Origin of the sequence: Kitasatospora cineracea (genome assembly GCF_003751605.1) — a bacterium.
Taxonomy (GTDB): Bacteria; Actinomycetota; Actinomycetes; order Streptomycetales; family Streptomycetaceae; genus Kitasatospora; species Kitasatospora cineracea.
Genome location: NZ_RJVJ01000001.1, coordinates 5,721,879 through 5,743,669 on the forward strand (window position 1 = coordinate 5,721,879; position 21,791 = coordinate 5,743,669).

18 protein-coding genes and 1 pseudogene are annotated in these 21,791 nt (G+C 73.6%); 9 read left to right on the forward strand and 10 right to left on the reverse strand.

Going from position 1 to position 21,791, the window contains the following annotated elements; all coding sequences use genetic code 11:
- The first annotated feature begins 31 nt into the window (after positions 1-31).
- A pseudogene (locus tag EDD39_RS42230) lies at positions 32-4,367 on the forward strand (discoidin domain-containing protein).
- Between the two features lie 88 nt (positions 4,368-4,455).
- Here the strand turns inward: EDD39_RS42230 and EDD39_RS39795 are convergent.
- The gene (locus tag EDD39_RS39795) at positions 4,456-5,274 is read right to left on the reverse strand and encodes a hypothetical protein (RefSeq protein WP_162870129.1); all 819 of its coding nucleotides are present in this window, start codon (positions 5,272-5,274) and stop codon (positions 4,456-4,458) included.
- A gap of 197 nt (positions 5,275-5,471) precedes the next feature.
- Positions 5,472-5,987: a hypothetical protein gene (locus EDD39_RS39800; RefSeq protein ID WP_162870130.1), complete on the reverse strand. Its 516-nt coding sequence runs from the start codon at positions 5,985-5,987 to the stop codon at positions 5,472-5,474.
- A 223-nt stretch (positions 5,988-6,210) separates the two neighbouring features.
- Here EDD39_RS39800 and EDD39_RS25780 point away from each other — a divergent pair, with 223 nt between their 5' ends.
- Positions 6,211-7,014, forward strand: a complete 804-nt coding sequence (locus tag EDD39_RS25780) for a metallophosphoesterase (RefSeq protein ID WP_123559755.1) — start codon at positions 6,211-6,213, stop codon at positions 7,012-7,014.
- 185 nt (positions 7,015-7,199) lie between these two features.
- Here EDD39_RS25780 and EDD39_RS25785 read toward each other — a convergent pair whose 3' ends face one another.
- The gene (locus tag EDD39_RS25785) at positions 7,200-7,610 is read right to left on the reverse strand and encodes a hypothetical protein (RefSeq protein WP_051817940.1); all 411 of its coding nucleotides are present in this window, start codon (positions 7,608-7,610) and stop codon (positions 7,200-7,202) included.
- A 287-nt stretch (positions 7,611-7,897) separates the two neighbouring features.
- Between EDD39_RS25785 and EDD39_RS25790 the strand changes: the two genes are divergently transcribed.
- On the forward strand, positions 7,898-8,779 hold the full coding sequence (locus tag EDD39_RS25790; protein ID WP_123559757.1) for an SAM-dependent methyltransferase: 882 nt from the start codon (positions 7,898-7,900) through the stop codon (positions 8,777-8,779).
- Positions 8,780-8,824: 45 nt separating this feature from the next.
- Here the strand turns inward: EDD39_RS25790 and EDD39_RS25795 are convergent, their stop codons facing one another.
- Positions 8,825-11,011, reverse strand: coding sequence for a helicase associated domain-containing protein (locus tag EDD39_RS25795; protein WP_123559759.1), 2,187 nt, complete (start codon positions 11,009-11,011; stop codon positions 8,825-8,827).
- Positions 10,978-11,484, reverse strand: a complete 507-nt coding sequence (locus EDD39_RS42770; protein ID WP_123559761.1) for a DEAD/DEAH box helicase — start codon at positions 11,482-11,484, stop codon at positions 10,978-10,980. Before EDD39_RS42770 ends, EDD39_RS25795 begins: the two co-directional genes overlap by 34 nt.
- 401 nt (positions 11,485-11,885) lie before the next feature.
- Here EDD39_RS42770 and EDD39_RS25805 point away from each other — a divergent pair, with 401 nt between their 5' ends.
- A complete protein-coding gene (locus EDD39_RS25805) occupies positions 11,886-12,416 on the forward strand; it encodes a hypothetical protein (protein ID WP_030464122.1) in 531 nt (176 codons plus the stop codon).
- Between the two features lie 239 nt (positions 12,417-12,655).
- Here EDD39_RS25805 and EDD39_RS25810 read toward each other — a convergent pair whose 3' ends face one another.
- On the reverse strand, positions 12,656-13,585 hold the full coding sequence (locus EDD39_RS25810) for a helix-turn-helix transcriptional regulator (protein ID WP_123559764.1): 930 nt from the start codon (positions 13,583-13,585) through the stop codon (positions 12,656-12,658).
- A 139-nt stretch (positions 13,586-13,724) separates the two neighbouring features.
- Here EDD39_RS25810 and EDD39_RS25815 point away from each other — a divergent pair, with 139 nt between their 5' ends.
- Positions 13,725-14,453, forward strand: coding sequence for an SDR family oxidoreductase (locus EDD39_RS25815; protein WP_123559766.1), 729 nt, complete (start codon positions 13,725-13,727; stop codon positions 14,451-14,453).
- Positions 14,454-15,306: 853 nt separating this feature from the next.
- On the opposite strand, the gene EDD39_RS25825 is transcribed toward EDD39_RS25815, so the two are convergent.
- Positions 15,307-15,555 carry a hypothetical protein gene (locus EDD39_RS25825; protein ID WP_123559770.1) on the reverse strand — a complete coding sequence of 83 codons (249 nt, stop codon included), beginning with the start codon at positions 15,553-15,555 and terminating at the stop codon, positions 15,307-15,309.
- A 236-nt stretch (positions 15,556-15,791) separates the two neighbouring features.
- On the opposite strand from EDD39_RS25825, the gene EDD39_RS25830 reads away from it, so the two are divergent.
- On the forward strand, positions 15,792-16,196 hold the full coding sequence (locus EDD39_RS25830) for an ATP-binding protein (protein ID WP_162870132.1): 405 nt from the start codon (positions 15,792-15,794) through the stop codon (positions 16,194-16,196).
- 194 nt (positions 16,197-16,390) lie between these two features.
- Here EDD39_RS25830 and EDD39_RS25835 read toward each other — a convergent pair whose 3' ends face one another.
- Complete coding sequence (locus EDD39_RS25835) at positions 16,391-16,738, reverse strand: PRC-barrel domain containing protein (RefSeq protein WP_123559774.1); 348 nt, start codon at positions 16,736-16,738, stop codon at positions 16,391-16,393.
- Positions 16,739-16,948: 210 nt separating this feature from the next.
- Positions 16,949-17,122: a CsbD family protein gene (locus EDD39_RS25840; protein WP_123559776.1), complete on the reverse strand. Its 174-nt coding sequence runs from the start codon at positions 17,120-17,122 to the stop codon at positions 16,949-16,951.
- 145 nt (positions 17,123-17,267) lie between these two features.
- Between EDD39_RS25840 and EDD39_RS25845 the strand changes: the two genes are divergently transcribed.
- On the forward strand, positions 17,268-17,438 hold the full coding sequence (locus EDD39_RS25845; protein ID WP_123560891.1) for a hydrophobic protein: 171 nt from the start codon (positions 17,268-17,270) through the stop codon (positions 17,436-17,438).
- Between the two features lie 799 nt (positions 17,439-18,237).
- Positions 18,238-18,513: a hypothetical protein gene (locus EDD39_RS39805; protein ID WP_162870133.1), complete on the forward strand. Its 276-nt coding sequence runs from the start codon at positions 18,238-18,240 to the stop codon at positions 18,511-18,513.
- 423 nt (positions 18,514-18,936) lie between these two features.
- Here EDD39_RS39805 and EDD39_RS25855 read toward each other — a convergent pair whose 3' ends face one another.
- The gene (locus EDD39_RS25855; RefSeq protein ID WP_244257049.1) at positions 18,937-20,076 is read right to left on the reverse strand and encodes a lactonase family protein; all 1,140 of its coding nucleotides are present in this window, start codon (positions 20,074-20,076) and stop codon (positions 18,937-18,939) included.
- A 989-nt stretch (positions 20,077-21,065) separates the two neighbouring features.
- Here EDD39_RS25855 and mug point away from each other — a divergent pair.
- Positions 21,066-21,713 (forward strand): G/U mismatch-specific DNA glycosylase, encoded by a 648-nt coding sequence (gene mug / locus EDD39_RS25860; RefSeq protein ID WP_123559779.1) that lies wholly within the window; start codon positions 21,066-21,068, stop codon positions 21,711-21,713.
- Positions 21,714-21,791: the final 78 nt, after the last annotated feature.

The window sequence follows — 21,791 nt, forward strand, 5'->3', positions numbered from 1 at the left end:
CCCCCCACCCACCCCGAGACAGAGGGACGTCATGAGATCCAAGCGCCTGCTCCCACGCCTGACGGCGACGTCGGTCGTGACGGGAATGCTCCTGCTCACCGGCCCGGTGCTACCGGCCCGCGCCGCGGGCGGCCCCGACCTCGCGGCCGGCAAGGTCGTCACCGCGAGCAGCACGAACGGCCAGTACACGGCCGCGAACGTGAACGACGGCAACCAGGCCACCTACTGGGAGAGCGGCAGCGCCGCCCTCCCGCAGTGGATCCAGGTCGACCTGGGCGCCGCCGCCCGGGTCGACCAGGTGGTGCTGAAACTGCCCGCCGGCTGGGGCGCCCGCAGCGAGACGCTGACGGTGCTCGGCTCCACCGACGGCAGCGCGTTCACGACGCTGGCCGCCGCGGCCGGGTACGCCTTCGACCCGGCGGGCGGCAACACCGTCCGGATCGACTTCCCGACCGCCACCGCCCGCTGGGTGCGGGTCCAGGTCTCGGCCAACACCGGCTGGCAGGCCGCCCAGATCTCCGAGTTCGAGGTCCACGGCACCAGCGCCGCCGCGGCGAACCTGCTGGCCGGGCGCACCCTCACCGCCAGCGGCACCTCGCAGAACTACGGCCCGGGCAACGCCGCCGACGGCAACCAGTCCACGTACTGGGAGAGCGCCAACAACGCCTTCCCGCAGTGGATCCAGGGCGACCTGGGCTCCGCCGCCAAGGTCGACCGGCTGGTGCTCAAGCTCCCGCCCGGCTGGGAGCAGCGCAGCGAGACCTTCAAGGTGCAGGGCTCCACCGACGGCAGCACCTTCACCGACCTGCTGGCCCCACCGCCTACAGCTTCGACCCGGCCGCCGGAAACCAGGTCACCGTCTCGCTGCCCGCGACCACCACCCGCTACCTGCGGCTGCTGTTCACCGCCAACTCCGCCTGGCCCGCAGCCCAGTTGGCCGAGTTCGAGGCGTACGGCCCCACCTCCGGCGACACCCAGGCCCCCACCGCGCCGACCAACCTGGCCTACACCCAGCCCGAAGCCGGCAAGATCAGGCTGACCTGGAGCGCGGCCACCGACAACACCGGCGTCACCGGCTACGAGGTCTACGCCGGAGGCCAGTTGGCGGCCACGGTGGACGGCTCCACGCTGACCTGGACGGACACCCGCCCGGCGAGCGAGAGCGTCACGTACACCGTGCGGGCCAAGGACGCCGCAGGCAACCAGTCCAACCCCAGCGCCCCCGTCACCCGCACCGGCGAGGACCCCGGCGACACCGTCAAGCCCAGCGCGCCCGGCAACCTCGCCTACACCGAGCCCGCCGCCGGACAGATCCGGCTGACCTGGGACGCGGCCACCGACAACACCGGCGTCACCGGCTACGACGTGTACGCCGACGGCCAGTTGAAGGCCGGCACGGCCGCCACCGTCCGCACCTGGACGGACAGCCAGCCCGCCACCGCCACCGTCACGTACACCGTGCGGGCCAAGGACGCGGCCGGCAACCAGTCCGACCCCAGCGCCCCCGTCACCCGCACCGGCACCGGCACCCCCGGCAGCAACCTCGCCGCCGGGAAGCCGATCGAGGCATCCGGCCAGGCGTGGACCTTCGCCCCCGCCAACGCCAACGACGGCAGCCTGAGCACCTACTGGGAGGGCAACGCGGGCGCCTTCCCCAACACCCTGACCGTCCACCTGGGCAGCGACGCCGACCTGCAGAGCGTCGTCGTCAAGCTCAACCCCGACGCGTCGTGGGGCGCCCGCACCCAGAACATCCAGGTGCTCGGCCGGGCCGCCGGAGCCACCGACTACACCACCCTGAAGGCCGCCGCCGACTACCGCTTCGACCCCGCGAGCGGCGCCAACAGCATCACCGTCCCGGTCACCGGCCGGGCCGCCGACCTCCAGCTGAAGTTCGCCTCCAACACCGGCGCCCCCGCCGGGCAGGTCGCCGAACTCCAGGCCATCGGCACCCCGCGCCCAACCCCGACCTCACCGTCACCGACGTGGCGTGGTCCCCGGCCAGCCCCGACGAGGCCACCTCGATCACCCTGCGGGCCACCGTCAAGAACGCGGGCAACCTGCCCGCCGCCGCGACCACCGTCGACCTGCTGCTCGGCGGCGCCCTCGCCGACAGCGTCGCCGTCCCCGCGCTGGCCGCCGGCGAGTCCGCCACCGTGGCCAAGGAGATCGGCACCCGCCCGCAGGGCAGCTACCTGCCCAGCGCCCGGGTCGACCCGAAGAACACCGTCCGCGAGCGCAACGAGGACAACAACCTGCTCGCCGCGAGCACCCCGATCACCGTCCGCCAGGCCCCCGGCCCCGACCTCGAAGTCCTCGACGTCGCCCCCAACCCCGCCAGCCCCGCCGCCGGGACGGCCACCTCCTTCACCGTCAAGCTCCACAACCGCGGCCTCGACCCGGCCCCCGCCGGAGTCACCCGGCTCACCGTCGGCACCGCGACGCTGGACACCACCACCCCGGCGATCCCCGCCGGACAGACCCTCACCCTCCCCGTCACCGGCACCTGGACCGCCGTCGCGGGCGGCGCGACCGTCACCGTCACCGCCGACGCCACCGGCACCGCCCAGGAGACCGACGAGGGCAACAACACGTACAGCAAGTCCCTCGTGGTCGGCCGCGGCGCCGCCGCCCCCTTCACCTCCTACGAGGCCGAGGACGGCCGCTACCAGGGCGAACTGCTCCAGGCCGACGCCACCCGCACCTTCGGGCACACCAACTACGCCTCCGAGTCCTCCGGCCGCAAGTCCGTCAAGCTGACCGCCACCGGCCAGTACGTCGAGATCACCTCCACCGTCCCCACCAACTCCATCGTGGTGCGCAACTCCATCCCCGACGCCCCCGGCGGCGGAGGCACCGACGCCACCCTCAGCCTCTACGCCGACAACGTGTTCGTGCAGAAGCTGAACCTCACCTCCAAGTACAGCTGGCTGTACGGCAACACCGACCAGCCCGAGGGCCTCACCCAGACCCCGCAGGCCGACGCCCGCCGGCTCTTCGACGAGACCCACGCCCTGCTGCCCACCAGCTACCCCGCGGGCACCAAGCTGCGCCTGCAGCGCGACAGCGGCGACACCGCCTCTTCCTACACGATCGACCTGATCGACCTGGAGCAGGTCGCCCCGCCCAAGCCCAAGCCCGCCGAGTGCACCTCGATCACCGACTTCGGCGCCGTCCCCGACGACGGCAAGGACGACACCGCTGCCCTCCAGGCCGCCGTGACGGCCAACCAGAACGGCAGCATCTCCTGCGTGTGGATCCCCTCGGGCCAGTGGCGCCAGGAGCAGAAGATCCTCACCGTCGACCCGCTGCACCGCGGCACCTACAACCAGGTCGGCATCCGCGACGTCACCATCCGCGGCGCGGGCATGTGGTACTCGCAGTTCTACACGCTCACCGAACCGCAGAACGTCGTCGGCGGCATCAACCACCCGCACGAGGGCAACTTCGGCTTCGACATCGACGACAACACCAGGATCTCCGACCTCGCGATCTTCGGCTCCGGCCGGATCCGCGGCGCCTCCGACGGCTCCGAGGGCGGCGTCGGCCTCAACGGCCGGTTCGGCAAGAACACGAAGATCGAGAACGTCTGGATCGAACACGCCAACGTCGCCGTCTGGGTCGGCCGCGACTACGACAACATCCCCGACCTGTGGAACCCCGCCGACGGACTCCGGTTCAGCGGCATGCGGATCCGCGACACCTACGCCGACGGCATCAACTTCGCCGACGGCACCCGCAACTCCACCGTGTTCGACTCCACCTTCCGCACCACCGGTGATGACTCGATGGCCGTCTGGTCCAACAAGTACGTCAAGAACACCGCCGTGGACATCGGCCACGACAACGCCTTCGTCAACAACACCGTCCAACTCCCGTGGCGGGCCACCGGCATCGCGGTCTACGGCGGCTACGGCAACCGGATCGAGAACAACCTCGTCTACGACACCGCCAACTACCCCGGCATCATGCTCGCCACCGACCACGACCCGCTGCCCTTCTCCGGGCAGACGCTGATCGCCAACAACGCGATCTACCGCAGCGGCGGCGCGTTCTGGAACGAGGCCCAGCAGTTCGGCGCGCTCACCCTGTTCGCCGCCAACCTCGACATCCCCGGCGTCGTCATCCGCGACACCGAGATCCACGACAGCACCTACGACGGCATCCAGTTCAAGACCGGCGGCGGGACCGTCCCCGACGTCAGGATCAGCAACGTGCGGATCGACAAGTCCAACAACGGCGCGGGCATCCTGGCGATGTCCGGCGCCCGCGGCAGCGCCGTCCTCACCGACGTGCAGGTCAGCAACTCCGCCACCGGCGACATCGTCCGCCAGCCCGGCACCACCTTCACCCTCACCAACGGGTAGCCGCCGCACGCACGGCCCCGGCCGGACGGAGTCCCCTCCGCCCGGCCGGGGCGCGTCCGGGGGTTCAGCGGTTCAGCGGTTCAGCGGTTCAGTGGTCGGCGGTGGCGTGCAGGTGCGGGGCACTGTCCGCGGGCCGGTGCCAGGAGGTGCGCAGCCCGCAGGCGGTGAGCGCGGAGCCGATCGCGTGGTGCATGGCCTCCCGGACGGCCGTCGACACCAGGGGAGTGGCGGGCAACTGCGGGGACGGGCGCCAGGCGACGTCCACCACCGGCCCGGCCCCCGGGTCGGGCACGCACCCGGCGAGCGCGACACCGGCCGCCCGGGGGTGCCGGGCCAGCGGCAGGCCCGCCAGGGCGGCGCTGCGCCGGACCGCCGCCTCGACCGCGGCCGCCACCGCCACCGGCTCGGCCGCCTGCTCCTGCCCGGTCCCCGGCTCCTGCCCCGGCCCCAGCCCCGGCCCCGGCTCGGCCGCGGACTCGGCGGGCCCGACCCGGGTCGGCCCGCCGGGCGCGCCCCGGACGGCGGACAGGCCGAGGGCGGGCAGGAGTTCGGCCAGCGCGGTCTCCATGCTGTCCGCGACCACCTGCCTGGTCCGGGGCCACGGGCTCCCCGCCCCGGCCGCCGCCTCGGCCGCCGCCGCGGCGTCCTCCAGCCGGGCGGAGCACAGCCAGCGCAGCGTCAGCGGCCACCGCTCCGGATCGTCGGCCCCGGTGCCGCCACCGCTGCCACCGCCGCCGGCGTCGTCGGCCGAACCGGTGGCGAACAGGTGCACCCCCGGCCCGTGGCCGCCGTGCGCGACGGGCAGCCCGACCAGCAGCAGCGCCTCGACCACCCGGTCCGCCAGCAGCGGATCGACCCGCGCCGCCCGCACCCGCACACCGGTCGCCGCCACCCCGTGGACTCCCATCCCGACACCCCTTCCCACCGGCGGGGCGCTCCCGCGCGTGTGACTATCCATGACCACGTAAAGCCCGTCAACAGCCCCGGCCCGCACCGCTCTTGAGCGCTCGTCGACCCCGCCCCGAAAACCGGAAGCGCCGCCCCGCACAGCGGCGGGACGGCGCTTCCGGTGAACAGCGCTCCACGGAACCACGACCGGAGGGATCAGACCCCCTGGCCCGGCCCGGCCGGCGGCTGGGCCGGAGCCTGACCCGGGTAGGGAGCCTGCGCGGGGGCCTGGCCGGCGTACGGGGCCTGGCCCTGGGCGGGAGCCTGACCGGCGTACGGGGCCTGGCCGGCGTACGGGGCCTGCGCCGGGGCCTGGCCGGCGTACGGGGCCTGGCCCTGGAAGGGCGCCTGGCCCGGGTAGGGAACCTGGCCCTGCGGCGGGACCGGGGTGCCCTTGGCGCGGTTCACCATCGACCGGATGAAGTTGGCGATCAGCACGATCGGCACGATGAATGCCTTGAAGAAGATGATGTACTCGGTGCCCTCGAAGAAGAAGGCGAGGTAGACGCCGTAACCGAAGAACGCGGCACCGGCGATGGCGCTGAAGACCCGCCACCCGGTGCTCAGCCCGGAACTGGGGACGAGGGCGGTGCAAATCGTTATCAGACCGCTGATCATCAGCAGGACGACGTACCAAGAGAAGCCCGGGTCGAGGCTGAAGTCAATGTTCACAGAAATCCCAAACTGGACATAAGGTATGCATAAAGAGCCGGTCGGCTGACGTACCGTACCGGAGTCCCGCCCCCTGAGTCGCACGGTTTGCCGCATCGATTCGCAGATCCGTCAAGAGGGCCTCGACCAGGACCGGACCCATCACCGGAAGCGCCGTCAAACCGCGCAATTCACCACCGGACGGGGCGACCCGCGGGGCCGCCGTCCTGATACCGTCCCGGCCGTGCCCTCTTCACCCGCTCCGCTGTACGCCGCCGCCGACATCCACGGCCACCGCGCGGAATTCCGCGACGCGCTGCGCGAAGCGGGACTCGCCGACGACACCGGGCAGTGGTCCGGCGGCCGGGCCCGGCTCTGGTTGCTCGGCGACTACGTCGACCGGGGGCCGGACGGCATCGGCGTCATCGAGGACATCCGCCGCCTCGCCGCACAGGCCCCCGACAGCGGCGGCCGGGTCGGCGCGCTGCTGGGCAACCACGAGGTGCAACTGCTCGCCGCCCACCGCTTCGGCACCGCCCCCGTCCCCGGCTGGAACCAGCCCGGCGGCTTCCACGGCGGCTGGGCCCGCTTCGGCGGCCAGGACGCGGACCTGCGCCGACTGACCCCCGACCACCTCGACTGGCTCGCCGCCCTCCCCGCCGCGGCCCTGGTCGACGACCACCTGCTGGTCCACTCCGACACCACCCAGTACCTCGAACTCGGCCCCGACCTCGACGCCGTCAACCGCGCCGCCACCGCCGCCCTGACCGACCAGGACCCCGGTGCCTGGCTGGAGTTCAGCCGCCGGATGAGCTCCCGCGGCTCCTTCCACGGAGCCCGGGCCGGCACCCCCGGCGACCCCGTCGCCCGGATGCTCGACGCCCTCGGCGGCACCGTCCTGGTGCACGGCCACAGCACCCTCACCAAGCACTTCGGCATCCCCCCGGAGAACGTCCGCGAAGCCCTGCGCTACGCCGAGGACCGGGTCGTCGCCATCGACGGCGGCGTGTACGAGGGCGGCCGGATCCTGCTCACCCGCCTGCGCTGACCGGCGCGCGTCCCGGTCCCCTCCCGGGCCTGCGCCGAGCCCGAGTGCCGAGCTCCGAGAGCCGCCCCGGGCCCCGCACTCCGTCCCGGGCCGGCGCACCCCCGGCCGGACGATCATCCGGGTCCGGCCGGACTGACCGTCGCCGCGCGGGGTCCGTGACGACTCGGCCGCTGCTCGGCCGCTGCTCAGCCGCAGTGCTCCCAGCCGGACGACCAGCTGGTGCCCTCCGCGTAACCGCCCCACGAGATGCAGGTGTTCGCGGCGCTGAGCTTGGCCGGGCCGGCGTAGTAGTTGTAGTAGCCGCCGTCGGAGGCCTCGTGCAGGTCGCTCTTCCGCTCGATGTGCACCCGCAGGTCGTACGTCCTGGTCCCGTTCGGGCTGCGCACCCAGGTGACCGCGCAGTTGCTCGAGCCGTTGTAGAACAGGTAGATGTCGGCCACCGTGCCGAGGGCGTGGTGGTCGATCTGGTAGTAGCCGCTGCCGCAGGCCCCGCTCGGGGTGGTGGCGGCCTCGGCCGGAGCGGCCGCGGTCACCATTCCCGCGGTCATCCCCAGGACGCCCAGTGCGAGGGCGGCCTTCCGCTGCGATATGCGCATGAATCTCCCTTTTCCGCGTCCCCGAGGCATTCCCGCCCCGGGCCGAAGCAGGCACGGTAGCAGCAACCATGATCGTTTGACTACTTGTCAGTACACGCCGCCCGCCCGCCCGTTCACTCCCCCCGACCGCGTGGGCCGCAACGGCCGTCACCGCATCGCCGCAGGTCGCACGAACGAGTGGCATCCACCGCCCACCGCCGCTCCCCGCCCCCGCCCGGCCCGCGCCGCGGCTAGAGTCCGAGGCAGCCCGCCCGCCCCTCCCGCCGCCGAGACCCCTGTGAGGCGCCATGTCCGGTGCGACGCCCGACACCCCGTCAACTCTGCCGTCCGACGGGCCCGTTCCCCCGTACGTCGACCCGGCCAAGCCCAGCATCGCCCGGGTGTACGACGCGTTCCTCGGCGGCACCGACAACTACGAGGTGGACCGCGACGTGGTCCGGGGCGTCCTGAAGGCCGCGCCCGAGGCCGCCGACCTCGCTGTCGAGAACCGCCGCTTCCTGATCCGGGCCTGCCGGTACCTGGCCGAACAGGCCGGCGTCACCCAGTACCTGGACTGCGGCTCGGGCCTGCCCACCGCCGAGAACACCCACAACGTGGTGCAGCGGACCGACCCGCGGGCCACCGTCGTCTACGTGGACAACGACCCCATGGTGGTGGCCCACAGCCGAGCCCTGCTGGCGGGCAACGAGAACGCCACCATCGTCCCCGCGGACATCTTCGCCCCCGAGGAACTGCTCCGGAACGAGACGGTGCGCTCCCGGCTCGACTGGACCAGGCCGATCGCCCTGCTCCACCTGGGCACCCTGCACCACTACAACGGCGAGCACACCCGCACCCGCAAGGACATCGTGCGCGCCTACACCGAGGCCCTGCCCCCGGGCTCCTACGTGGCGATCAGCCACTTCCTGGACCCGGAGGACGAGAACAGCGCCCTCGCCCGGACGATGGAGGGCATGTTCCTGCACAGCATGATGGGCAGCGGCACCTTCTCCACCAGGGCCGAACTCGGCGCCCTCTTCGACGGGTTGGACCTGGTCGCCCCGGGCCTGACCCGCTGCGTCGACTGGCACCCGGACACCCCGCCGCACCCGGACGCTCCACCCCCGGACAGCGCCCGGTCGAACGCCGCCCGCCAGTGCATCGCCGGCGGCGTCGCCCGCAAACCCTGACCCGCCGTCACCCCGGCGCGCCGGACCGGAGCGCGGCCCCGCCGCTCACGCCCACTCCACCCCGTGCTCGGCGAGCTGCGCCAACTGGTCCGGCCCCAGCTTGGCGCGCCGGCTCTTGGCGTTGTTGAGGAACGCGCCCAGCGCGACCACCACCGTCTCCACCCGCTCCGCCCCGCTCCCTTCTTCCACCACCACCTTCGCCACCTCCTCCCGGTGCCCGCGCCGCGGCTTCGCGTGCCCCTCCCGCGCGGCGAACTGGGCCAGCGCGGCGACCCCCAGGCCGAACCGGTCGGCCTGCGACACCCGCGGCCCCGCCGCCGCGGCCCGCTCGGCCCTCGCCGCCGCCACCGCGGCCAACTCCGGGTCCTGCTCGATCCCCAGCGCGGCCAGCAACTCCCGCTGCTCCACGGCCAACCCGGCCCACCCGCCGCGCTGCGCCGCCACCCACCGGCCCAGCGGCTCGCCCTCGAACACCGTCCGGGCCGGCAGCGCCGCCCAGTCCACCCGGCCGTCCGACGCCAGCCACCACATCCGGGCCGCCGCGTACGCCCGCTGCCAGCCGATCGGCCAACCCGGCGCCCACCACGGGTCGATCGCCTCCAGCGCGGCCCGCCGCCCCGCCTCCAGCGCCCCCTTCCCGCCCGCCGGCCCCTCGGCCTGCGCTCGCAGCCCCGCCAGCCACGTCCCGATCGGGTACCCGCCGATCGACGCCCGCACCGGCGCCGCCAACGACCCGCCGTGCTCCGCCGCCCACCGCGCCGCCCACGCCAACCCGGTCCCGAACCGCGCGTCCGGCACCGACCAGACCATCCCCACCCGGTCCAGCAGCTCCACCCGGTGCTCCGGCATCGCGCCCGCCGCCCGCTCGTGACGCCGGTCCGACACCCACTTGCCCAGCGGGAAATTCCCGTTCTCCCCGACCGTCCGGCTGTAGGGGACGTCGAGGGCACCGGTCCGCTCGAACCACTCCTGGCAGTGCCGCAGCCCCTCCCGCCAGTACGCGCCCTCGCTGCGGAGCACCTGCGTCGACAGGAACAGCGCGAGGGCGCTGTCACTCACCCGGTCCCGGAACCGCACCGGCAGCACGAACGCCCCCGCACCCTCGCCCGCCCCGGCGGGGAGCACCGCCTCCGCGCTGCGCCCCCCGGTGCGCCGGCCGCCGTTCTGCGGCACCGCCAGCGCCTCCAGCATCCGGGCGTCGTGCGACCTGAGCGCCGTCAGGACCCGCACCAGTGGATGGTAGGAGTCCGACTCCAGGACGTTCCCCGGCTCCTCGCCCGGGCCGAGGAAGACCGGCACGACGAGCCGCGCCAGCTTCCCCTCCCCGGGCTTCATCCGCAGCACCCGCCCGATCTGCTGGACGATCCGCACCATGCTGCCGCTGCCGGTCACCAGCGCCGCCACCGCGTCCGGCAGGTCGACGCCCTCGCCCAGCACCTGGCAGTTCGAGACGACCCGCGTCCCCAGTCCGTCCCGCTCCCGCCCCGCCTCGAAATCCGCCAGCACCTGCCGCCGGTACTCCACCGGGTGCTCCCCGGCCAGCCACTGCGCCCACACCTCGGCCGGGTACGTCCCGGGATCCTCGGCGTGCAGCCTCTCCGCGGTCTGGTTCAGCGTCTCGGAGAAGTACCGGGCCTCCAGGGTGCGGTGGTGGAAGGTGATGACCTTCTCCAGGCCCTCCTCCGCGCACACCTTCAGCAACCCGGCCTGGACCGCCGCCAGTTGCTCCACCGGCACCTCGTCCTCGGACCCGTCCTTCGCCTCGCCGGCGCCCGGACCCCACGGCACCGGCTGCCGCCGCGCGGCCCGCCGGTCCGCCGACGGGTCGCGCAGCTCCAGCACCACGATCTCGAACGGCGCCACCAACCCCTTCTCGACCGCCTCCGCCAACCCCAGCGTGAACACCTGCGGACCGAAGACCCGCCGGTCGTCCATCGACACCGCCAACTCCGCCGGCAACGGCTGGTACGCCCCGGCCCGGCCCACCGCCTCCGCCCCGCCCGCCGACCCCTCCGCCGCCCCGGAACCCCCGGCCCGCGGCGGCAGCCAGATCCGCGGCGTCGCCGTCATGTACAGCCGCCGCGCCGCCGGGATCTCGTCCTGGTGGTGCACCACCGTCCACGACTTCTCCGCACTGCCCGACGAGCGGTGCGCCTCGTCGCACACCATCAGCGCCAACTCCGGCAGCCCCTCGCCCGTCACCTCGGCCCACACCGCGTACGCGTCCGCCACCGCCCCGCGGAGGCGTACGTGGAGAACAGCGTCAGCGGCCGACGCGCCCCGCCGATCCACCGCCCGATCTGCAACGGCGACGTCGTCCCCGGCACCCCGTGCGGCAGCTCGTCGTCCACCAGCGAACACACCGCCGCCATGTCCCCCCTGCGGCCGGCCCGCCGCCACGAACCGACCGTCTGCACCAGCAGATCCAGCGTCGGCACCACCACCAGCACCACCCCGCGCGGCGCCAACCGCTGCGCCGCCACCGCCCCCACGTACGACTTCCCCGTACCGGTCGCCATCTGCACCGTCGCCCGCAACCCACCCGCCGCCACCTGCCCCGGACCCGGCGTCAGCGCCCGCACGACCGCCGCCACCGCCTCCTCCTGATGCCCCCGCAACCGCACCGGCGTCCGCCCCGCCGCTCCCGCCGACTCCCCGAAAAGGCTCTCCACCGCACACCCCAGTCCGTCTCCGAATACCCCCATCGAACCAGACCCCGCCCCCCGCCCCCGGCAGATCCACCCGCCCCGCCGTCCCCGGGCTCGACCCTCCACCTCCGTGTCGTCGCTCTCTCGGAAGCCACCCGCCGGATCATCCTCACCGACGACGGCACCCCGGCCCTCCCGCGCGACCCCGACCCGCCCCCGTCCCCACCCGCTGACAGCGAACCCGGGCCCAGAACACCTCGGGGGCTCCGGACTCCGGGGTCGTCGACCACCCGGAAGCCGCCGCACACTTCGGGCGGGCCGCGTGCGGGCGCCGGGTGGTCGTCGACTGCCGGTTCGCGGGAATTCACCGTCGGGGGTCTACCCGTGTAGCGCCAACAGGAGTGTCATGGACGCGACTTCGGCGACAGTCGCCGACCCGCACCCCGGAGGCACCCGTCATGCGCTCGACCCCCCGGATACCGGCCGCGGCCGGTACCGCCCTGGCCGTGGCCCTCAGCGGCCTGATCCTCGGCTTCGGCACCGGTACCGCACACGCGAGCACCTGCTCCCGCTCCTACCTGCCGCTGCCCGATCCCGTCTGCACCCCCGGCGTGTACAACCCGGACGTCACGCAGTCGACCATCCAGTCCACGATCTGCGTGTCCGGCTGGACCGCGACCGTCCGGCCGCCCACCTCCTACACCAACGCGCTCAAGGTCCAGGGCATCATCGCCTACGGCTACGCGGACACCTCCACCTCCTCCTACGAGGAGGACCACCTCGTCCCCCTCGAACTCGGCGGCTCCCCGCGCGACCCCGGCAACCTGTGGCCCGAGCCCTACTCGGGCACGAAGACCGCCACCACCAAGGACGGCGTCGAGACCAAGCTCAAGAACGCCGTCTGCTCCGGCAAGATCACCCTGGCCGCCGCCCGCACCGCCATCAGGACCAACTGGACCACCGCCCTCACGGTCACCGGCATCGGCTAGCACCCCCATGACCCGCCCCGGCCGGGGCCGCTGACCACCCGTCAGCCAGTCACCCCGGTCCGCTCCGCCCCCCCGCCGGTGCGCTCCGCCCGAGAGCACCGGCGGCGGCGGAGAACGAACCCGACCCGCACGACTTCCGTCCTCGGGACGCCTTTCCCGATCCCGTTGCCTCCGACTTCACCACGGCCGGCCCGCAACGGACACGGAGCCGACGCCCGCCCGCCCGGCCATCGCGACCGTCACCGCTCGCCTCCCGCGCCCGCTCCACCGACGCACCCGCCGACGAGGAGCCCGAGGCGGTCCTCCGAGGGGGTGCCCGGCTCGGCCGCGTAGACGACCAGGTCGTGGACGGCCCGCTGCGGCAGGGGCAGGTCCAGGGAGCGGAAGGCCAGTTCCAGGCGGCCGACCTCGGGATGGTTCAGCCGCTTGGTGCCGTCGTGCCGGATCCGGACGTCGTGACTGGCCCACATGGTGCGGAACTCGGGGCTCAGCGCGGACAGTTCGCCGACCAGCTCGTGCAGGGCCCGGTCGTGGGGTTCACGCCCGGCCTCGGCCCGGAGCACCGCGACCGTGGCCCTCGCGCCCTCCTCCCAGTCGACGAAGAAGTCGGGCGAGCCGGGGTCGAGGAAGAAGTAGCGGGGGAAGTTGGCGCAGCCCCGCTCACGGGTGGTGGCGCTGTCGAACATCGGCGCATACAGGGCCCGGCACAGCGCGTTGCTCGCGACGACGTCCAGCCGTCCGCTGCGCACGAAGGCGGGGGCCATGCTCATGGAGTCCACCATCCACTGGACGGGGGAGGGGATCTCGACGTCCCCGCGCCGACGCGGCCCGCGGCGGGCGGGCCGAGCCGCCCTGGCCAGCTCCAGCAGGTAGGTGCGCTCGTCCTCGTCGAGGCGCAACGCCCGCGCGACCGCCTCCAGCACGTCCTCGGAGACGCCGCCGACGTGGCCCTTCTCCAGCCGCGTGTACCACTCGGTGCTCACCCCGGCCAGGGCCGCGACCTCCTCGCGCCGCAGCCCCGGAACCCGGCGCCGCGAGCCGGCGGGCAGCCCGACCCGCTCCGGGAGGAGCTTGGCGCGCCGGCTGACGAGGAAGTCGCGGATGTCCGAGCGGTTGTCCGGGCGACTCCCGGTGCGGTTTCCGGTGCGGTGTCCGGGCGGAGGTTCCATCCGCCCACGGTACCCACGGTCCGCCCGGCCGAGCGGGGTTGCATCTGTACCCCCCATGAACGCGACCTTGTCCGCCCCCGACGGCGCCGGTTGTGTGGTGGCGGACGGCACCCCCCAACCCCGCTTCAGGAGCACGACCATGACCAGAACCACAACCACAACCACAACCACGGCCACGACCGGCAAGACCGTACTGATCACCGGCGCGACCAGCGGCATCGGCGCACACACCGCGCGGCTGCTCCTCGACCGCGGCCACCGGGTGGCCGTCACCGGCCGCGACGAGAGCCGACTGAAGACGTTCCTCGACGAGACCGGCCACCCCGACCGCCTGCTGGGCCTGGTCGCGGACGCGGCGGACTGGCAGGCCACCGAATCGGCCGTGACCCGTACCGTGGCGCGCTTCGGTGCCCTCGACGCGGCGGTGGCCAACGCCGGATCCATGTCCGGCGACGCCATCGGGGCCGGCGACCCGACGCGGTGGCCGTCCATGGTCCTCACCAACGTCCTCGGCCCCGCCCTGCTGGCCCACGCGGCCCTGCCCCACCTCGAAGCCACCGGCGGACGACTGGTCCTCATCGGCAGCGTCGCCGGACTGAAGAACTCTCCCGCCAACCTCTACTCGGCCACCAAGTGGGCCACCACCGGACTCGCCGAGAACCTGCGCCTGCACGCCACCACCCGCGGCATCGGCGTCACCCTGGTCAACCCCGGCATGACCGACACCCCCTTCTGGCAGGGCGCCGACCTTCCCCCCTTCGCCCTGTCTCCCCGGCCCGTCGCCGAGGCCGTCTGCTTCGCCCTCGACCAGCCGCCGGGCGTCGACCTCAACACCCTCACCATCCGCCCCGTGGGCCAACCCGCCTGACCGGAGCCCCCGTTCGCTCCCCGCCCGCTGCGCGCCGCGGCCGCGAACGGGGCCGTCCGGGTGACCTCCGGGGCGATCGGCTTCGGGGTCACCCGGACGGAAGGATGCCGATCATGGAATCCCCGCACAGCGGCAACACCCCACGTTCCACACGCCGTTCCAGTCCCGCCTCAACCCGCAAGTCGACCGGACCCGCACCGACACCCCGGCGACCGCCGTCGTCCAGCACCACCTCGACCACTCCAGCCCCGCGTTCCGTCCGGGCCGGCCGCTGGCCGACGCGCTCGGTGCCACCGGCGCCGCCCTGGCCGACCTCGTCCAAGCCGCCCGTGACTTGGAGCGCACCTGTGCCGACACCGCACCCGAACTCGGCACCACTGCCTGGGAACGCCGTCCGCCTGCCGCGGGCGCTCGCCGCGTCCGTGGTCTTGGTCGAGCTGGATGCGGAGGACGCCACCTCGGTGGTGTGGCTGTTGCCGGTGGAGCTGGCCGGCGCGCACCTCTCCCCGGACGCCGGCGGGCACCTGGTCAACGCCGCCGCCCGGGTCGGGGCCGAGCCCGCCATGTCGGTGTGTGGCCGTGGGCATCCGGTCCGGTGCGGTGCCCGCTGCTGTCACTGTCTGTTCTGCGGCCTGCCGCGGCAAGGAGAATTTCGGCGGGGGAGCGGGGCGGTCTGCGGGGCGGAGGCCCGGCCGCAGGGGGGAGGCGGCCGGGCCTTTGATCCGCCGCACCGTGCGTGTGCCCTGCACGTGCGCCTTCATGCGCGGGTGCGCCGGCTTTCGCGCGGACACCTCGCCGACCTGCCCCGTGCCCAGGAGCCTTCGGTACCGGGCTGTTCCGGGCGGGCCGACATTCACGGGTCGGCCCGCCGGGTGGTGTAGGTGGTCGGTGGCGGCCTGGTCCCCGGTCGGTTCGGCAGGTCGTGGATGAGGGTGTCCAGGCCGAGGCGCAGGTGCTCGGTTCCGGCGGGGATGAGGGCGTGGGCTCCGGCGAGGAAGGCCGCGATGTCGTTGCAGCGGATGCCGACGCCGGCGCCGCCCCCAACCGGAGCGGGCGCCGCGCACGGTGAGCAGCGCACCCTGACGGAGCGGCACTCGTCCACACTCCGAGGGGAATGTCCCTTTTGTGCGGGGGTAGCCGACCTTCCGACCGGGCCCCGCGACGGGCCCCTGTCGTACACGGGAGAACCGCACGCGAGGACCTGCTGCCATGATCGACACCTGTACAGCCAACTTCCGCATCGAGTCGCCTTCCCGCGGGGCGGGCCGGCCCCCTGCCGAGGCACCGACCCGGATGTCCCTGTCCCCGCCCGGGAGGGCAGTGGCGGAGGGCGTGCCGGTGACCACCCCCGCCCGGGCCCGCCGCTTCGTGCGGCAGCTCCTGCGCGACGCCGGCCCGGCCGCCGCCACCGACGGTGAGGCGGACGCTCTCCTGGCCGTCAGCGAACTCGTCACCAACGCCAACCTGCACGGCGGCGGCGTCACCGCCTTCACCGCCCGCACCGAGGCCGCGTCCCCCGCCACCGACAGGTCCACCGTCGATGACCGGACGCCCCGTCTGCGGCTGCGCGTCGTCGTCGAGGACGCCGACAGCCGCCCACCGCGCTCGCACCCGCGCGCCCTGCTCGACCCCGCCCGGCCGGGCGGGCGCGGCTGGGCCCTGGTGACGAGGCTCGCCGCCACCTGCGAGGTCACCGTGCTGCCCGGCGGCGGCAAACGGATCAGCGTCACTCTCGCCCTGTAGGAGATGCTCTGCGGGAGGCGTCCGTCGTGCCGGACATCCGGTGGGGCCGGTAACGAAGAACCGCCCGGTGGGGTGCTTCGGCGTTGTCGTTCCGGGAAACAGGGACGCCGCCCCGGGCGGTGGACGGCGACTGCCCCGGGCGGTCTGCCCCGGCCGGGAGCCGGTGCGTCCGGGGCAGACCGGCCAGGCGGTGTTCAGGCGGTCCCGGCGTAGTAGACACCCAGGGCTTGGTGGTAGGCGGAGCCGTCACCGTGGGCGTCGGGATCGAACTCGGGCGAGTTGCGCACGTCCTCCATGGTGCGGTCCAGCCACACGGACCTGTCGTCGTGGTCGATCCGGTTGACGGTGCCTGCGGGGACGAGCACCGTGCGGCCGAAGATCCACGGACCGGTGTCGACCACGAGATGGGCCCTGCCGACCTCCTCACTGTGCTTGTCGACCTTGCCGATGCGGCCGTCCGCGGCCTCCACCCGGTACCCCGTCAGGTCGTCGCCCGCGTTGTACCCCTCGGCACTCTCGTAGTCCCAGATGCCCTTGGCCACCGCTGCCTCCCTTGTCGTCGATGTACTGCTTCCACTGCTCTGCCGCCCCCGGTGCCCTGCCCCGTTGCGGAATGCGAGAACAGCCACCCGCCCGGAGCCGGTTCTGGTGCCCGTCGGCAGAAGGAACGGTCAACAGGCCCCTCCCGGCGCGGACGTGTGTGGGCCCGCCCGACGGCCGGGCGGACCCACACACGAACTGCTCGGTAACGCCTAGCTCTTGAAGGCGTCCTTGACGTGTTCGCCGGCCTGCTTGAGGTCGCCCTTGGCCTGGTCGGCCTTGCCCTCGGCCTCCAGGCGCTCGTTGCCGACGGCCTTGCCGACGGTCTCCTTGACGATGCCCTTGAGCTTGTCACCGGTGTTGTGGATCTTGTCGCCCGTGCTCATCGCGTCCTCCTCGAACCGTCCGCGCCACTGGCGCCCTTCGTGCTGACAGGGCCCCGCCTGCCCACGTGAACTGGGAAGATTCGTAGGAATATTCGCCGGAGGCCCGGGCATGCGGCGGTCCGACATCGACTACGTGGAGGTTGCCATGGTTCCCCTTCTTCTCGTCCTGCTGCTGGCCCTGCTGCTGTTCGGCGCCGGTTTCGCGCTCAAGGCCCTGTGGTGGGTGGCCATCGTCGTGCTGGTGGTGTGGCTGGTCGGCTTCGTCGCCCGCAGCACCAACGCGACCGGCGGCCGCGGCCGTTGGTACCGCTGGTAGCCCCCGCAGCCCTTCTCACCCCTGAGCGGCCCCGTTTTCCGCGCCGACTCCGGCCGCGGCTGACCCCGCGTCACCCTTGAACTCCGCCCCGGGACGTCCCACACGCGCCGGGGCGGTGCGGCCGGTGGAGCAGCACCCGGCCGACGGCCCCGGGCCCCGATCGCGCACCCTGTTGCGCTTCGGGCCCGGGGCCGATCTGCATCCGCGGCACGGCACGGCACGGCACGGCACCGCACCCGGCTCCGGGTGACGGCGGCCGCGGGTAGCGTCCGGGCCATGGAAGCCCACCCCGGCCCGGACAACTGCACCCTCACCCCGAAAGCCACGGTGCGCCCGCTGCACGCCACCGTGTCCGCCGCCCGGGCTCCGCACCAGTTCTGACGGGGTGTGGGGCGGTGTGCGGCGCAGGCCTCCGCGCCGCACACCGATGACCCACCACCAGATCACCGGCACCACCGGCAGATCCGCACCCTGACACCGCGCGCCGAAGCGACCCCACCTGCACTGACCGGCCCCCACCCCGAGTCCATCGTCTCCGGAACCGAACCGGCCCCGTCCACCACCACGGAGTGCGGGGGCCACGCTGATGGCGGGCAGTGCGTCTGCGGCGGAGTCGGGGGGCTCCCCGTCCAGCCTTGTCTCGCCCGCGTCGGGATCCCCCGCGGCAACCGGACTTACCGTCGCAACCAGCCTGGATGCGACCTGCTTGCAGCCGAACGTGAAAGGGGACATCGTTTGGCACTCGTGGACCTCGGACATAACGGCGGGTAACGCGTACTGCAACTACGACCACACCTACGTGTTCGGCATGCAGGCGGACGGCAACCTCGTGCTGTACAAGATGGACGGTGCGGCGATATGGGCCAGCGGCACGTACAACCACCCGGGTGCGTACGCACGAATGCAGGCCGACGGGAACTTCGTCGTCTACGACGCGAACGGTTCCGCCCTGTGGTCGACGGGCACCTGGTGGGCCGGTTCGGGCTCGTATTTTGCATTCCAGAACGACGGCAACCTGGTCCTCTACAAGGCTGACCACACCGCGGTCTGGGCCAGCAACACCTACGGCCGCTGACCCCACCGTCGCCGCCCCCGCCCACCACCGCGCCCGGCCTGTCAGGACGACCCCGACAGGCCGGGCGCAGTGCCGTAGGCGACCGGGCCGCCGAGCCCGCCCGCGCGCCGACGCTCCCGGCCGAGCGCCGTAGACGGGCCGGTTGGCGTCGAGCCGCAGCAGCCCGCCACCCCGGTCCGCCGAAGCCGCGGCGGCCTCCGCCCCGGCCCCGAAGCGGCCTCCGCCGTCGCCACCACCGTCCGCTGGGACCCTGAGGAGGCCGGCGCCCTGGAGCGCTGGATCCTCGACCTGCGCGCCGACCGTGATGCCGGGCCTGGTGACCGGGACGCCGCAGGGGCGGGGCCGCGCTCCGGACGACGGCGGGCCCCGGTTGCCGGCGTGCGGCGTCCGGGGCCCGACGACAGAGGGTCAGGAACCATGCGGTCAGGGGGCGATGATGCCTTCGCCGCCGACCGCGCCCGGCACCGTGATGGTGCTGGTGCGCTTCAGGGAGCCGTCGGCGTGGATGCGGAAGGTCTCGATGTTCCCCTCCTTGCCGGTCTGCGCGTACAGGTAGTCGCCCGCCGGGGAGACGGTCATGTCGGTGGGACCGGCCCCGGTCGAGGTACGGCCCAGGGCGGTCAGCGATCCGTCGGCGCCGACGCGGAAACGGCTGATGGAGTCGCTGCCCGCGTTGGTGACGTACACCGTGTCGCGGTTGCGGGCGATCCAGCAGGTGGCCATCTGGTCGGTGGCCACTGCGGCGGCCGGCGCCACCCGGTCGTCGGTCCACAGGGTGGCGGAGGTGACGCGTCCGGAGGCGTCCGCGAAGACCAGACGGCCGTCGGAGTGGGTGACGACCGCGAACGGCACGCCCGGGGCCTGGTCGGTGGTGGTGGCCGCGCCCCGGAGGGTGCCGTCGTGCGCGACGTCGAAGACCTTGACCGAGCCGTTGGCCTTGGTGGTCACCACCAGCTTGGCGCCGTTGTCGGTGAAGGCCACCTGCCCGGGCGTCTTGACGAACTGCTGCTCGCCGGTGTCGGTCGACAGGCCGAGGGCGGCATGCGACCCGGGCAGCGGCGCCAGCCGGCCGTGCTCGATCCGGAAGCCCTGCACCGAGCCGCCGTCGGCCGAGTTGAGAACGTAGGCGGTGTCCCCGTGGACGGTGACGCTCGCGGGGAAAGCACCGCCCGAGGGGACGCTCTGGCGCAGGGTCAGCAGCGGCCCGTCGACGGCGAGCACGGAGACGGTGCCGCTGCCGGCGTTCGTCGCGATGACGATCCCGGCCGCCGGGTCGAACGCCAGCGAGCCCTGGGAGGCCAGGTGGTCGACCTGGGATCCGTTGAGCTGCCCGCCCTTGCCGCCGGTGGCCACATCCGCGACCTGGTGCAGGACGCCCGCGCCGTCGCGCTGGTAGGACAGCACGTGATTGCCCCCGGGCGAGGCCGTCTGCACGTACACGATGTCGTGCGGGTCCCGGTCGGCGGTGGCGGACGCGGTGCCGGCGCACATCAGGGCGGACGCCGCCGCGAGGGTCGTGACGAGCGCCGCCGTGAGCGCGGTCCTGCGGGTCGTGGAAGACACGTGATGCCCTTTCAGTTCGAGGAGACTGTGAGCGCCACCCTGACCCGCGCCACCACGCAGGGCAACCGAAGCCGCCCGGTTCGTCACCATCTGTGAGTGCCGGGTGTGATGTGGCCCCGGTTCCCGGTTCCCGGTTGCCGAGCCGACCGTGGAGGGGCGGAGAGGCGTCCCGTGGATGACCGAGCTGCTCCTCCGGATCGACCTGGTGGTGGGGGCAGCGCGTTCTGGGGCGACCGGCCCGATTCCCGACCCGTTGCCGACAGCTCAGGTGATGCCGCTCCCAGAGGTCGTGGACGTCCTGGAGTCCTGGAGGAGGCGCCCTGGTCCTTCACGGTGAGCCGGACCGCCGGCGGTCCTCACGCGCGACACCGCCAGGGCCACCACGGTCTGCCGGGGCCGCGAGCGAGTCCGAGTACCGCCACGAGCCGCCCCCCGCGGACGGTGGCTGCCGGCGCAGCCCCGCTGGCTGCCTCCGGCCGGCCACTCTGACGCCCGGTCAGGCCCGGTGGGCCGATCGGGCGGCCGACGGCACGTCCGATGCCCCGGTGCCTCAGCCGTGTGGGACGGTGGCGGGCGGTCGGACGCGCGGGTGACAGGAGTGCCGTGTTCAACAGGCGTCGTTTCCTCGGCAGGGCCGGTGTGACCGGACCGGCCCCCCGCCCGCCCCGCCCGGTCACCGCTGCACGGGAATCCGCGCCCACCACCACACCGGACGCCGGCCGTGCACGGTTCACTGGCCGGTCCGGCCCCGTACAGCAACGCCGGACCCACCCGATGCGCATGAGCGCCTGTACCCGGGCCGGCATCCGCAGGTTGTCCGGGACACCTCGATCGACGGGCTGCGGCGTACCGGCATCGGCTGCGGCGTACCGGCACCGGCTGCGGCGTACCGCCACCGGCTGCGGCGTACCGCCATCGTGCGAGTGAACCTCCCGCCGCCCACGCCCCGCCGGAGGTACCACCCGACCCGCGGATCCGATGACGAGGAGATGCCCGTGCACGCCCCTGAGACCCCCGGCCGGGGAACCCGCTTCACCCGTGTCGAGTTGGAGGCGGCCCGCTCCGCCACCCTGCCCGACCTGATCGCCGACGACCTGACGCTGCTGCTGTGCGGCATCAACCCGGGCCTCGGGTCGGCCGCCGCCGGCCTGCACTTCTCCAATCCCGGCAACAGGCTCTGGCCCGCCCTCCACCGGGCGGGCTTCACCCCTCGCCGTTTCTCCCCCACCGACGAGAACGAACTCCTCGCCCTGGGCATCGGCATCACCACCCTGGTGCCCCGGGCCACCGCCCGCGCCGCCGAACTCGAACGTCGCGAACTGGTCGACGGCGGACGCCGGCTGCGGGCACGGGTCCGCCGCAGGCGCCCGGCCTGGCTCGCCCCCCTCGGCATCACCGCCTACCGGGTCGCCTTCGACACCCCCGGGGCGAGCGTCGGACTCCAGGCCCGCACCCTGGGCAGCACCCGGATCTGGGTCCTGCCCAACCCCAGCGGGCTCAACGCCCACTACCCGCCAGCCCGGTTGGCCGAGGAGTTCGCCCGGCTCCGGGAGGCCATCGGCCTCCCGGACCGCGCCGCCGAAGGGCCCGCTCCCGGCGCGGGACCGGGCCCCGTCCCCCGTTCGACCCCCTCATGATGCGGAGCAGCGTGTCCTCCACCGATGCGATCTTCGGCACCGCCCTGACCGTGGCGCTCGGCGTGGGCGCCCAGATCC